Origin of the sequence: Bradyrhizobium sp. 35, assembly GCF_023073215.1 — a bacterium.
In the GTDB taxonomy this organism is placed as follows: Bacteria; Pseudomonadota; Alphaproteobacteria; order Rhizobiales; family Xanthobacteraceae; genus Bradyrhizobium; species Bradyrhizobium canariense_D.
Map to the genome: position 1 here is coordinate 77887 of NZ_JADPJC010000017.1, position 12851 is coordinate 90737.

At 63.9% G+C, this 12851-nt stretch carries 10 protein-coding genes and 1 pseudogene; 7 read left to right on the forward strand and 4 right to left on the reverse strand.

What is annotated here, in order from left to right; genetic code table 11:
* Positions 1 to 368 precede the first annotated feature (368 nt).
* Positions 369 to 2411: a DNA topoisomerase IV subunit B gene (gene parE / locus IVB36_RS02675; RefSeq protein ID WP_018454437.1), complete on the reverse strand. Its 2043-nt coding sequence runs from the start codon at positions 2409 to 2411 to the stop codon at positions 369 to 371.
* 272 nt (positions 2412 to 2683) lie between these two features.
* On the opposite strand from parE, the gene IVB36_RS02680 reads away from it, so the two are divergent.
* The 3 genes and pseudogenes from IVB36_RS02680 to argC all read left to right on the forward strand — a co-directional run bounded on the left by IVB36_RS02680 (position 2684) and on the right by argC (position 5081).
* Positions 2684 to 3214, forward strand: coding sequence for a DedA family protein (locus tag IVB36_RS02680; RefSeq protein ID WP_018454436.1), 531 nt, complete (start codon positions 2684 to 2686; stop codon positions 3212 to 3214).
* Positions 3215 to 3437: 223 nt separating this feature from the next.
* Positions 3438 to 4101: pseudogene (locus IVB36_RS02685) on the forward strand (FMN-binding negative transcriptional regulator).
* Entirely contained in the window at positions 4098 to 5081 is a 984-nt protein-coding gene (gene argC, locus IVB36_RS02690; protein WP_018454434.1) for an N-acetyl-gamma-glutamyl-phosphate reductase, read from the forward strand. The pseudogene IVB36_RS02685 and the gene argC overlap by 4 nt, the downstream one beginning before the upstream one ends.
* A gap of 65 nt (positions 5082 to 5146) precedes the next feature.
* Here the strand turns inward: argC and IVB36_RS02695 are convergent, their stop codons facing one another.
* The 3 genes from IVB36_RS02695 to phaC form a co-directional block, all read right to left on the reverse strand.
* Positions 5147 to 5914 (reverse strand): outer membrane beta-barrel protein, encoded by a 768-nt coding sequence (locus IVB36_RS02695; protein WP_018454433.1) that lies wholly within the window; start codon positions 5912 to 5914, stop codon positions 5147 to 5149.
* Positions 5915 to 6096: 182 nt separating this feature from the next.
* The gene (locus tag IVB36_RS02700) at positions 6097 to 6495 is read right to left on the reverse strand and encodes an MAPEG family protein (protein WP_018454432.1); all 399 of its coding nucleotides are present in this window, start codon (positions 6493 to 6495) and stop codon (positions 6097 to 6099) included.
* A gap of 65 nt (positions 6496 to 6560) precedes the next feature.
* Positions 6561 to 8369: a class I poly(R)-hydroxyalkanoic acid synthase gene (gene phaC / locus IVB36_RS02705; RefSeq protein ID WP_247390530.1), complete on the reverse strand. Its 1809-nt coding sequence runs from the start codon at positions 8367 to 8369 to the stop codon at positions 6561 to 6563.
* Between the two features lie 250 nt (positions 8370 to 8619).
* Here phaC and IVB36_RS02710 point away from each other — a divergent pair, with 250 nt between their 5' ends.
* The 4 genes from IVB36_RS02710 (at position 8620) to glpX (ending at position 12758) form a co-directional block, all read left to right on the forward strand.
* Positions 8620 to 8895 carry a hypothetical protein gene (locus IVB36_RS02710; RefSeq protein WP_027517741.1) on the forward strand — a complete coding sequence of 92 codons (276 nt, stop codon included), beginning with the start codon at positions 8620 to 8622 and terminating at the stop codon, positions 8893 to 8895.
* A 214-nt stretch (positions 8896 to 9109) separates the two neighbouring features.
* Complete coding sequence (locus IVB36_RS02715; RefSeq protein ID WP_018454429.1) at positions 9110 to 10330, forward strand: LL-diaminopimelate aminotransferase; 1221 nt, start codon at positions 9110 to 9112, stop codon at positions 10328 to 10330.
* Positions 10331 to 10359: 29 nt separating this feature from the next.
* Complete coding sequence (locus IVB36_RS02720) at positions 10360 to 11676, forward strand: homoserine dehydrogenase (RefSeq protein ID WP_085353485.1); 1317 nt, start codon at positions 10360 to 10362, stop codon at positions 11674 to 11676.
* Positions 11677 to 11756: 80 nt separating this feature from the next.
* Complete coding sequence (glpX, locus tag IVB36_RS02725) at positions 11757 to 12758, forward strand: class II fructose-bisphosphatase (RefSeq protein ID WP_018454427.1); 1002 nt, start codon at positions 11757 to 11759, stop codon at positions 12756 to 12758.
* The last annotated feature ends 93 nt before the right edge of the window (positions 12759 to 12851 follow it).

Genomic DNA, 12851 nt, shown 5'->3' on the forward strand with positions numbered 1-12851 from the left:
CTCCGAAATGCTGTTGCAGAGCAGGCACAGTCGCCGGGAAACGCCGCACGGCAGGGATTCTGGGTGCCGTCGTGGAAATGTGAAATAAGTACGCATTATCAATGCAGTACGTCGAATTTTGCGATTTGCGTTTTGGTAGATTCTCGTTAGCGAATCCGGCTTTGTCCGAAATGGAGGCAGTCCTGCATCAGTCATGGCTCGGTGAGTCGTTGGCCGAGTCGCGGCGCGATGAGGCCGGGAATCAACGAAATCGAGGCGGACGTTGGCGGGATTGGCGGGAAAGAGCGGTTGTCATCTCCCAAAAAACAAAAGAGCCCCGGGCATCATGCCGGGGCTCTGGATGGATACGACCGGGCAGCGCCTGCGGATCAGACGTCCAGCAGGTCGTCATTGGCGAATTCGGCCTTGTCCGAGATGAAGGCGAAGCGGGCTTCGGCCTTGGTGCCCATCAGGCGTTCCACCGAATCCGCCGTGGTGTCGCGGTCGTCGGCGAGCAGAACCACCTTCAGCATGGTCCGCTTGGCCGGATCCATGGTGGTTTCCTTGAGCTGCGCCGGCATCATTTCGCCGAGGCCTTTGAAGCGATTGACCTCGACCTTGGCGTTAGCGTTGAACTCGCTCTTGATCAGCGCCGCCTTGTGCGCGTCATCGCGGGCGTAGACCGACTTCGTGCCGTTGGTCAGCTTGTAGAGCGGCGGCACGGCGAGGAAGAGATGGCCTTCGTCGATCAGCCGCGGCATCTGCCTGTAGAAGAAGGTGATCAGCAGCGACGCGATGTGGGCGCCGTCGACATCGGCGTCGGTCATGATGATGATGCGCTGGTAGCGCAGATCCTCTTCGCGATACTGTGCGAGCATGCCGCAGCCGATCGCCTGCACGAGGTCGGCGAGCTGCGTGTTCGCCGTCAGCTTGTCCTTGCCGGCGGACGCGACATTGAGGATCTTGCCGCGCAGCGGCAGCACGGCCTGGGTCTTGCGGTCACGCGCCTGCTTGGCGCTGCCGCCGGCCGAGTCACCCTCGACGATGAAGAGTTCTGAGCCTTCCAAGCCTGCATCGCTGCAATCGGCGAGCTTGCCGGGGAGGCGCAGCTTCTTGCCGGCGGTCTTGCGCGCGGTCTCCTTCTCCTGGCGGCGGCGCAGCCGCTCCTCGGCGCGGTCGACCACGAAGTCGAGCAGCCTGTTGGCCTGGTTCGGATTGCCCGACAGCCAATGGTCGAACGGGTCCTTCATCGCCTGTTCGACGATGCGCTGCGCTTCGGCAGTGGCGAGACGGTCCTTGGTCTGACCCTGGAATTCGGGCTCGCGCACGAACACCGAGAGCATCACGGCTGCGCCCACCATCACGTCTTCAGACGTAATGGACGACGCCCGCTTGCCCTGGCCGACGCGTTCGGCGTGGTCCTTGAGGCCGCGCAGCAGCGCGCTGCGCAGGCCGGATTCGTGCGTGCCGCCGTCGGGCGTCGGCACGGTGTTGGTGTAGGACGACAGGAAGCCGTCGGCATCCGCGGTCCAGGCCACCGCCCATTCGCAGGCGCCATGCGCGCCGTTGCGGCCCGACTTGCCGGAGAAGATGTCGGGATGCACCAGCGTGTCGGCATGGATCGCGGCGGCCAGATAGTCCTTGAGGCCACCGGGGAAGTGGAACGTCGCTTCCGCCGGCACGTCGTCGACGCCCTTAAGCAGTTCGGGCGCGCAATTCCAGCGGATCTCGACGCCGCCGAACAGATACGCCTTCGAACGCGTCATCTTGAACAGGCGCTGCGGCTTGAACGCTGCCTTGGCACCGAAGATGTCGGTGTCCGGCTTGAAGCGCACGCGGGTTCCGCGGCGGTTGTTGATCTTGCCGAGATCCTCGAGCTTGCCCTTTGGGTGGCCGCGCTCGAACGTCATGCGATAGAGTTTCTGGCTGCGCGCGACCTCGACCTCGAGCAGCGAGGAGAGGGCGTTCACCACGGAGATGCCGACGCCGTGCAGGCCGCCCGAGGTCTCGTAGACCTTGGAGTCGAACTTGCCGCCCGAGTGCAGCGTGCACATGATGACTTCGAGCGCCGACTTCTTCGGGAATTTTGGATGCGGATCGACCGGGATGCCGCGGCCGTTGTCCGTGACGGTCAAAAAGCCGTCCGCGCTCAATTCGACTCCGATGAAGGTCGCATGCCCCGCGAGCGCCTCGTCCATCGAGTTGTCGATGACTTCGGCGAAGAGGTGATGCAGCGCCTTCTCGTCGGTGCCGCCGATATACATGCCGGGCCGGCGGCGCACCGGTTCCAGACCTTCGAGGACCTCGATGTCGGCTGCGGTGTAGTCGGCCTCGGCACCGCCCGCGCGCGGGGCGGCCTTGGCGGCGCGGGGCTTGGGCTCATCGCCGCCGAAAAAATCGTCTTTTGCTTTGGGCTTCAACTGCTTGGACATATATCTTTATGCGTTTTGAGGGCCGCATGAGCGGCGAATCGGTTGGGCCGACTATGCCACTTCTGACTTGGAAAGGTTATCGCGGGGCGGGCCGGGCGGTGTGGTTGGGAGCCAATCCCGGCGATTTTACGCCGCATCCCATCAATTCCCGGCAATGTGACGGTCCGGTCCGGCTGGACCTGGCTTTGTGACTTGATGTCACACAAGTCATTGGCTTACCAGTCCTTTTCATCGAGCAGCACCTTCGGGCAGGACGGAAAGGCTATTTTTGAATGGAGCAGTTTGCGCACGGGCTCGCCGATTTCGTGCGCGCTCACCAGACGTGGGCAGCTCCCATCGTGTTCGTGCTCGCCTTCGGGGAGTCGCTCGCCTTCATCTCGCTGCTGATCCCGGCCTGGGGCGCGTTGGTCGCTATCGGCGCGCTGATCGGCGCGAGTGGCATCAGCTTCTATCCGGTCTGGATCGCCGGTGGCATCGGGGCGGCGCTGGGCGACTGGGTCTCTTACTGGTTCGGCTATCGCTACAAGGAGCAGGTCGCGCAGATGTGGCCGCTCTCGCGTTATCCGGAACTCCTGCCCAGAGGCGAGGCCTTCGTGCGCAGCTGGGGCGTGCCGAGCATCTTCATCGGCCGCTTCTTCGGCCCCTTGCGTGCCTCCGTGCCGCTTGCAGCCGGCATTTTCGAGATGCCCTATTGGAGCTTCCAGGCCGCCAATTTCGTCTCGGCACTGATCTGGTCGGCGGCGCTGCTGCTGTTCGGAGATGTGATCGCCAAGATCATGGAATGGATCTGGGGCGTGGTGTGACGTCGGAACCTTGACGGCGACCGCAACTGGCCTTATAGCACCGCGCCATGATCAACGCCGCGACCATCCTGTTCGCCCGTCGCCGCCGCCGCTCTTTAGCGGTTTGGGCGGTCGATCGCGTTTGAGATCATCGTCTTTGCCGCTGGATCCGATCCGCGGCATTCTCTCTCCTGTCAGTGCGATCTGATCCGGCGGCCACCAAGGAGGCCAGCAGGAGACTACGATGTATACGCCACCCTTTTTCAAGCAGGACCGCGCCGCGAGCCTGAAATTCGCCGACACGCGCGGCTTCGGCACCATGTGCGCCTTCGACGGCCACAAGCCGATCGCCTCGCCGCTGCCGTTCTATTTGACCTATGCCGCGGACGGCAGGCCGCAGGCCGCGTTTCATGTCGCCCGTCACAATCCGCTGCTAAAGCTTGCGGATGGGACGACCTCCTGGCGCGGTCAACGGCCCCGATGCCTACGTGTCGCCGGATTGGTACGTCTCGCCGGATCAGGTGCCGACCTGGCTGTACCAGTCGGTCCATCTGACCGGGCCGGTGCGGTTGTTGTCGGATGGTGAACTGGCCGTGCAAATCGATACGCTCAGCAACAAGTTCGAGAACTGGCTGTTGCCGAAGAAGCCGTGGACGTCGGGCAAGATGACGGCCGGGCGGCTCGAGGCGATGAAGAAGGCGATCGTGGGTCTGGTCATGACGGTTGAGGAGGTCGAAGCCAGCTTCAAGCTCAACCAGCACAAGTCCGACGCCGATTATATGGCGATCGCCAATGCGCTTGGCGCGCAAGCCCATGCCGACGCCAGGGAGATCGCGCAACTGATGCAGGACGTAAGGCCGGAGGCCTTCGCATCCGAAACCAACATGCTCGAAAGGAGCGCGCCATGAGCCTCACTGAAACGACGAAAGCACCGACCACTGGCGCTGCGACAAAGCCGGCCACCGTCTTCGTCGACGGCGGCTCCGGCACCACCGGGCTTGGCATCAACGAGCGGCTGAAGCTGCAGAGCGACGTGGTCGTGAAGACGATTGCCGACGACAAGCGCAAGGATCCCGCGGCCAAGAAGGCGCTGATGGAGAAGGTTGATCTGGTCATCCTCTGTCTGCCCGACGATGCTGCCAGGGAAACGGTTGCGCTCATCGACAGCATGGGGCCGTCGGGCCCGAAGGTGCTGGATGCCTCGACCGCGTACCGGGTCGCGCCCGACTGGGCCTATGGCTTTCCGGAACTGACGCCGGATCAGGCTGGCAAGATCAAGGCTGCGAAGAAGGTGTCCAATCCCGGCTGCTATCCGACCGGCGCGATCGCGCTGCTGCGACCGATCGTCGATGCCGGCCTGCTGCCGCGCGACTATCCCGTCACCATCAATGCGGTGAGCGGCTATTCCGGCGGCGGCAAGTCGATGATCGCGAGTTTCGAGGACGGCAGCGCGCCGTCCTTCGAACTCTACGGCCTCGGCTTCGAGCACAAGCATCTGCCGGAGATGCAGCTCTATTCGAACCTGACGCGGCGGCCGATCTTCATCCCGTCGGTCGGCAACTACCGGCAGGGCATGCTGGTGTCGGTGCCGCTCCAGCTCGACACGCTGCCCGGCAAGCCCAGCGGCGCCGATCTCCAGGCCGCGCTGGCAAAGCGTTACGCCGGCTCGAAATACGTCTCGGTGATGCCGCTGCAGAACGAGACGACCAAGGGTGGCAAGCTCGAGCCGGAAGGGCTCAACGAGACCAACACGCTCGAACTCTACGTCTTCGCCAGCGACAAGTACCATCAGGCGGTGCTGGTCGCGCGGCTCGACAATCTCGGCAAGGGCGCGTCCGGCGCGGCCGTGCAGAACATGCGACTAATGCTGGGATTGCCGGAGGCGTAGGAGCAACATTCGCTGCTCGTCATGACCGGGCTTGTCCCGGGCATGACGGCCGCGAGGGGCGCTTCTCAGTACTTCGCGATGATCGGGCCGCCGAACCTGTAGTTGATGCGGGCCGTGATCAAGTCGACGTCCTGGCCAATGCGGTCGGTACGTGAGAACGTGCCGACGGGTGCCAGCACGCCGTTTGCCGTGAGGGTAACGTCGCGCCGGCCCATGAACAGATGGTCGTATTCGAGGCCGACCGACCAGTTCGGCGCAAAGCCGTATTCGATGCCGACGCCGACCGTGCCGCCCCAGCGGGTGTCGTCGGCACCGTCGAACTCGGCTCCGGCCAGACCGCCGGTTCCGATGCCGCGGTAGCGATTGCGGGTGACGGCGGCGCCGCCCTTCGCGTAAAGCAGTGCGCTGTTCCAGGCGTAGCCGATCTGGCCGGTGAACAGGCCGAAAGCATCGACACGGGTGCGGTTCGCGACGCCGAGCACGGTGCTGGCGTTCCGGCCGGAGAGGTCCGCCCAGTCGCCCTGCGCTTCGAGGCCGAATACGAAGGCGCTGCTCTGCCAGCGATAACCGATCTGGCCGCCGGCGACGGCGCCCGTCGCGTCATGGCAGCCTTCCGCAACGCCGGCCGCGAAACCAACCGTCTGGTCCCAGCAATTGCGTGACGAGCCATATCCGCCGTTGGCGCCGATGTAGAAGCCGCTCCAATCATAGATCGCGGCGATCATCGGCGGCGCCTTGGTGTAGGGACGGGCGGCGAGATCTGCGGCGTTAGCCTGGGTCGCGACGGCAACGAGCGACAACGCGCCGACGGCGGATGCAATCTTCCAATTCATGTCTGCCCCGAATCAATCAATTGCGATGGGCGAATATACCTCTGGATGTGCGATCCATCGCGTCAGCCCAAGAGGGCATTGCTGCTTTTTTACGCACTGTCGTCATTCGGCAACACCGGCAGCCGCGATAGGCCTTTGAGATTTCACCCGTTCGTTGCGGGCGCCAACCCATCCGGGGCCGATCAGAGTACCTTGAAGATCGCTAGCGCCAGCACGGCTTGGGCGAGAAAGCCGACGGTGAAGGCGAGGGTGCGGAAGACGGGAATACCCATCGCATAGACGATCAGATGCGCAACGCGCGACCAGAAATAGACGGCGCAGGCAAGCACCGTCCACTTCGAGGAGTAGTCGATCGCGTTCAGGATCAGCACCAGCGGCGCGAACAGCACGAGGTTCTCGACGGCGTTGTCATGCGCGAACATCAGGCGGTTCGCCCATTCCGACTGCGGCTTGTCGGTGCGCGAGGGATTGGCCATCGCGCCACCAAGACCGCGAATCTGGCAGCGGTTGATGGTGTAGGGAATCCAGAGGATTCCGGTCAGGACCACCGTCAGTGTCAGCCAGAACAATTCACGCGTCATAACCCGGTCCCCTCATCAATTTCTGCTGCAGGCATGGAGCTTATACGAAAGCGCGGAAGATTCTGCTATGCGCGAACCCTGACATAGCTGCCGGGCGCGTCCTCGATCGGGGGAAACGCCTCGCTGCCGACCGTGCGGGCCCGGACTTCCTCGGGATCGAGTGCGCCCAGCCATTGCCGCCAGTCCGGCCACCACGAGCCCTTGTGCTCGACCGCGCCCTTCATCCACTCGGCGACGTGGGCGGACTTCACGTTGTCGTTGGTCCAGTACTGGTATTTGTTCGAGGCGGGCGGATTGACCACGCCGGCGATGTGGCCCGAGCCGGACAGCACGTATTTCACCGGGCCGCCGAAGAACTGGGAGCCGTACAGCACCGATTCAGCCGGCGCGATATGGTCCTCGCGGGTTGCGAGATTGTAGATCGGCACCATGACCTTGGAGAGATCGAGCAAGGTGTTGTCCAGCACCAACGTGCCGGTCGAGAGCCGGTTCTCAAGGTAGCAATTGCGCAGGTAGTACGAATGGTTCGACGCGGTCATGCGGGTCGCGTCCGAATTCCAGTGCAGCAGGTCGAACGCGCTCGGCTGCTGGCCTTTGAGGTAATTGCTGACGACATAGGACCAGATCAAATCGTTGGAGCGCAGCATGTTGAAGGCCATCGCCATCTTCGAGCCTTCGAGCACGCCCGCCGCCTTCATGTCCTGCTCGAGGGATGCGATCTGCTCCTCGTCGACGAACACGAGCAAATCACCGGCATGGGTGAAGTCGACCTGTGCCGCGAAGAACGTCGCGGACGCCACGCGCTGGCGGCGCTTCTCGGCGAGCCAGGCCAGCGTGGTCGCGAGCATGGTGCCGCCGACGCAATAGCCCGCGGTGTGCACCTTCATCTCGCCGGTGACCTTCTCGATCACGTCCATCGCCGTGAGCGGGCCTTCCTTCATGTAGTCTTCCCAGCTCTTGGCTCCGAGGCGTTTGTCGGGATTGACCCATGAGATCACGAACACGGTGATGCCCTGATCGACGCACCATTTGATGTAGGATTTCTCCGGCTTGAGATCGAGGATGTAGAATTTGTTGATCCAGGGCGGGATGATCAGGAGCGGCGTGCGCAGCACCTTCTCCGTCGCCGGCGCATACTGGATCAGCTGCATCATCTCGTTCTGGTAGATCACCTTGCCCGGCGTCGTCGCCATGTTCACGCCGACGACGAGATTGTCCGGATCGGACTGACGGATCTTCAGCGTGCCCTTGCCGGCGGCGATGTCCTCGGCCAGCATCTTCAGGCCGCGCGCGAGATTTTCGCCGCTGCTGGCCACCGTCGCGCGCAGCACTTCCGGATTGGTCAGCACGAAGTTGGAGGGCGATATCGCGTTGGTGACCTGCTGGACGTAGAACTCGGCCTTGCGGCGGGTCTGCGGATCGAGGCCCTCGGCTTCGCGCACAAGCTCCTGCGCAAATTTGGTCGTGAGCAGATAGAGCTGCATCATGAAATCGAAGAACTGGTTCGACTTCCATTCCGGATCGGCAAAGCGCTTGTCGCGCGGCGAGGGTGCGATCGCGGGCGGTGCGTCCTGACCGGCCATGCGGCGCGCCGCCGAGCCCCAGAGGTCAAGATAGTCCTTGGCGAGCTTGGTCTGGAGTGCGGAGGCCCGCGGCGTATCCGACAGCCAGTATTCGGCGACGGCGGTGAAGGTCTTGATGACCTCGGTAAGCTCCGCCGGCGGACGTTCCTGCACCTCGCCGCTCTCGCGCGGCTTCAGGTACGCGGCAAGCGCCTTGCCGCCGCTTTCCATCGCCCGCGCGACATTCATCGCGAAGGCTTCCGCATCGAACTTCGTCTCGGGTTTGGGCGTATCGGTGGTGGCCATACTCATGAGGAGAACAGTAACGATTCATTCCGTATTCGTCACCGCGAAGCTCGCATGTTTGGCGTTAAACACTCTCGAAGATGTGTTGCAGTGCGACAAATTTTCTTGGTTCCGTCACAATCGAGCCGCACCGCTCGGCTTGGACTGGGGCTATTTTCTCGCTCGCACCATTTGGGCAGCAATGGTTTGAGCTTGGGCGCGGACTTGGGTAAGGTTGCCCGGGGCCGTGCTTTGGGACGAAGTGGGGATTTCCCTAGTGTTGGCGTTGAGGGACCTGCAAAAGTCGCGGCGGATCTGTGGCGCGCTGCTGATGGCGACGCTCGCCCTGGGCGGCTGCTCGAGCCAGCTCGCGGATATGACGCCTTCCGATGCTCAAGCGCATCCCAGAGAGGCCGGTAGCTATCTGCCGGTGCACGATCTGCCGCCGGATCGCGATCAGGCCGTCATGCCGCCGGACCAACGCGCCAAGATCGAGGCCGAGCTTGCTGCCGCGCGCGACCGTCAGGCGGTTGCCACCAAGGACGCGAAATAGGGCGCCGCAAGGTAATCGCTGGCGCCTTCGCCTCGCCGTGCTAAAAGACCTTAGTTCAGCCGAGAGTCAGGGCGAACGACTTCAGTCAATATCGTCGATGATTGCTCTAAGTATTTGATCTTGAGTAATTTTCGCGAGAGATGCGGGCGCCTTCCGCCTGGTCTTTATGGCCTGTCGATTCTGTCCTGACCGGTTGCCCGGAGCCGAGAGAGCCATGGAAGAATTTTACCGCATCCGCCGCCTTCCGCCCTACGTGTTCGAACAGGTCAACCGGGCCAAGGCAGCTGCGCGGAACGCCGGCGCCGACATCATCGACCTCGGCATGGGCAATCCGGACCTGCCGGCGCCAGCGCACGTGCTGGAGAAGCTGAAGGAGACGCTGGGCAAGCCGCGCACCGACCGCTACTCGGCCTCCCGCGGCATCCCCGGGCTGCGCCGGGCCCAGGCCGGCTACTACGCCCGCCGCTTCGGCGTGAAGCTCAACCCCGACACCCAGGTGGTGGCGACGCTCGGCTCCAAGGAGGGCTTTGCCAACGTGGCGCAGGCGATCACCGCGCCCGGCGACGTCATCCTTTGTCCCAATCCGAGCTACCCGATTCACGCCTTCGGCTTCTTGATGGCGGGCGGCGTGATCCGTTCGGTGCCCTCGGAGCCGACGCCGCAATTCTTCGAGGCTGTCGAGCGGGCGATCGTGCATTCGATCCCGAAGCCGCTGGCGCTCGTGGTCTGCTATCCTTCGAACCCGACCGCCTATGTCGCGAGCCTCGACTTCTACAAGGACCTGGTCGCGTTCGCGAAGAAGCACGAGATCCTGATCCTGTCGGATCTCGCTTATGCCGAGGTTTATTTCGACGAAAGCAACCCGCCGCCCTCGGTGCTCCAGGTGCCGGGCGCGATGGACGTTGCCGTCGAGTTCACCTCGATGTCGAAGACCTATTCGATGGCTGGCTGGCGCATGGGTTTCGCGGTCGGCAACGAGCGCGTGATTGCGGCACTCGGCCGCGTCAAATCCTATCTCGACTACGGTGCGTTCACGCCGATCCAGGTCGCAGCGACCGCCGCGCTGAACGGACCGGACGATTGCATCAAGGAGATGCGCGACACCTACCGCAAGCGGCGCGACGCGCTGGTGGAATCGTTCGGCCGTGCCGGCTGGGAGATCCCGCCGCCGGAAGCATCGATGTTCGCCTGGGTGCCGCTGCCGGAAGCCTTCCGCAGCGTCGGCAGCATGCAGTTCGCGACCCTGATGGTGGAGAAATCCGGTGTCGCGGTCTCGCCCGGCGTCGGCTTCGGCGAGCATGGCGAAGGATATGTCCGCATCGCCATGGTGGAAAACGAGCAACGGATCAGGCAGGCCGCGCGTGGCGTGCGCCGCTTCCTTGAAAGCGGCATCGAAACGTTGCACAACGTCGTTCCGCTCGCCACTCGGCGTTAAGTTCTCTTCCGCAGGTTTTCCAAGGCATCATGGTTGCACCCCTGAAAGTGGGCATAGCGGGGCTCGGCACCGTGGGCGCCGAAGTTGTCCGTCTGATCGAAACGCAGGCGCGGGTGCTTGCCGGCCGCAGCGGCCGTGGCATCCGTGTCGTCGCCGTCACCGCACGCTCGAAGGCGAAGAAGCGCGGCGTCGATCTGCGCGGCATCGAATGGGTCAAGGATCCGCTTGCCCTCGCCACGCATCCGGGCATCGACTGCTTCGTCGAGCTGATGGGCGGCGCGGGCGATCCCGCGCTGGCGGCGGTCGAGGCCGCGCTCGCCGCCGGCAAGTCCGTCGTTACCGCCAACAAGGCGTTGCTGGCAAAGCACGGCCTCAAGCTGGCAAAGGCCGCCGAAAAGCACGGCGGCGCGCTGAATTTCGAAGCAGCCGTCGGCGCTGCGATCCCTGTCATCAAGACGTTACGCGAAGGTCTTGCCGGAACCGGCATCAACCGGGTCTACGGCATCCTCAACGGCACCTGCAATTACATCCTGACCCGGATGGAGCAGGAGGGCCTGTCCTTCGCCGAATGCCTGAAGGACGCGCAACGGCTCGGCTATGCCGAGGCCGATCCGTCATTCGACGTCGACGGCCACGATACCGCGCAAAAGCTCGCCATTCTCGCCAGCCTCGCTTTCGGCACGAAAGTTGCTCAAAGCGCGGTGTATGTCGAAGGTATCTCTTCCATCGCGCCGGAAGATCTCCGTGCCGCTGACGATCTCGGTTACCGGCTCAAGCTGCTCGGCGTCGCGGTTCGCACCGCCACGGGCATCGAGCAGCGCGTGCATCCGACCATGGTTCCGAAATCCTCCTCGATAGCGCAGGTGATGGGTGTCACCAACGCGGTCACGATCGATGGCGAGGGCATCCCGCCGATCACGCTGGTCGGCCCCGGTGCCGGTGGCGCCGCGACCGCATCCGCCGTCGTCGCCGACATCGCCGACGTTGCGCGCGGCATTCGCGCCAATCCGTTCGGCCGGCCGATTTCGCAGCTGCGCGACACCAAGAAGGCGCCGATGGAGCGCCACGAGGGCGGCTACTACATCCGCCTTCTGGCACGCGATTTCCCGGGCACCGCGGCTGCGATCGCGACCCGGCTCGCCGAGCAGAAGATTTCAATCGAGTCGATCGTGCAGCGCCATCCCAATGGCGGCGCTGCGCCGGCAGACGGCAAGGCGGTCCCGGTGCCTGTCATTCTCATCACCTATGCCACGCATGAGGACGCCGTGCGCCGTGCGCTCGCGGCCGTGCAGAAGGACAAGGTGATCAGCGGACGGCCGCAGGTTATCAGGATCGAGAAGAACTGACACGGTTCGAACGAACTGTGGGTGTTACGAGTTGATGCGGCGGAGATGTCCGTCCAAAACTGTTTCGAAGGAGTGAGCCGATGTCGACCCATATTTCAGTCCCGCCGCAAGCATTGCTCGAGCGCATTCTCACGCTGGAGATCGTGCGTGTGACGGAGCGGGCGGCGGTGTCTTCGGCGCGTCTGCGCGGGCACGGCAACGAGAAGGCGGCCGACCAGGCCGCGGTGGACGCGATGCGGCGCGAGCTCAACAAGCTCCCGATCGAGGGCACCATCGTCATCGGCGAGGGCGAACGCGACGAGGCGCCGATGCTCTTCATCGGCGAGAAGGTCGGCATGAACGCCGGCCCGCAGGTCGACATCGCGGTCGACCCGCTCGAAGGCACCACGCTGTGCGCCAAGAACATGCCGGGCTCGATCGCCACCATGGCGATGGCCGACGGCGGTACTCTGCTGCACGCCCCCGACGTCTACATGCAGAAGCTCGCGATCGGTCCCGGTTACGACAAGGGCGTCGTCGAGCTCGATGCGACACCGGCCGAAAACGTCCGCCGGCTCGCCAAGGCCAAGGGCGTCAAGCCCGACGGCATCACCGTTCTCGTGCTCGACCGGCCACGCCATGCCAGCATCATCGAGAGCGTGCGATCGACTGGCGCCGCCGTGCGCCTGATCACCGACGGCGACGTCGCCGGCGTGATCCACTGCGCCGACCCCGACAATACCGGCGTCGACATGTATCTCGGCACCGGCGGCGCGCCGGAAGGCGTGCTCGCGGCCGTGGCGCTGCGCTGCATCGGCGGCCAGATGCAGTGCCGTCTCATCCTCGACTCCGACGAGAAGCGCGAGCGCGCCGCCAAGATGGGCGTCAGCGATCCCAAGATGATCTACGGCATCGAGGACATGGCGCGCGGCGACTGCCTGTTCGCAGCCACCGGCGTCACCACGGGCTCGCTGCTGTCGGGCGTCAAATTCCGCAAGGACGGCGTGATCGAGACCGAGACGGTGGTGATGCGCTCCGTCACCGGCACCGTGCGCTACATCAAGGCCGAGCACCGCGAGCTGGCGAAATTCCACCTCGACTGACGACTGCCGTCATTCAGGACGGCGCGACAGCGTCGAGGCCGGAATCTCGTGCCAATAACCTCTGGATTCTGGGGCCGCTCTGACGAGAGTCCC

What these genes read in the sequence shown, in the direction of transcription:
- parE (WP_018454437.1), bottom strand. Translation starts at nt 2,411, where the DNA reads ATGTCCAAGCAGTTGAAGCCCAAAGCAAAAGACGATTTTTTCGGCGGC.
- IVB36_RS02680 (WP_018454436.1), top strand. Translation starts at nt 2,684, where the DNA reads ATGGAGCAGTTTGCGCACGGGCTCGCCGATTTCGTGCGCGCTCACCAG.
- argC (WP_018454434.1), top strand. Translation starts at nt 4,098, where the DNA reads ATGAGCCTCACTGAAACGACGAAAGCACCGACCACTGGCGCTGCGACA.
- IVB36_RS02695 (WP_018454433.1), bottom strand. Translation starts at nt 5,914, where the DNA reads ATGAATTGGAAGATTGCATCCGCCGTCGGCGCGTTGTCGCTCGTTGCC.
- IVB36_RS02700 (WP_018454432.1), bottom strand. Translation starts at nt 6,495, where the DNA reads ATGACGCGTGAATTGTTCTGGCTGACACTGACGGTGGTCCTGACCGGA.
- phaC (WP_247390530.1), bottom strand. Translation starts at nt 8,369, where the DNA reads ATGAGTATGGCCACCACCGATACGCCCAAACCCGAGACGAAGTTCGAT.
- IVB36_RS02715 (WP_018454429.1), top strand. Translation starts at nt 9,110, where the DNA reads ATGGAAGAATTTTACCGCATCCGCCGCCTTCCGCCCTACGTGTTCGAA.
- IVB36_RS02720 (WP_085353485.1), top strand. Translation starts at nt 10,360, where the DNA reads ATGGTTGCACCCCTGAAAGTGGGCATAGCGGGGCTCGGCACCGTGGGC.
- glpX (WP_018454427.1), top strand. Translation starts at nt 11,757, where the DNA reads ATGTCGACCCATATTTCAGTCCCGCCGCAAGCATTGCTCGAGCGCATT.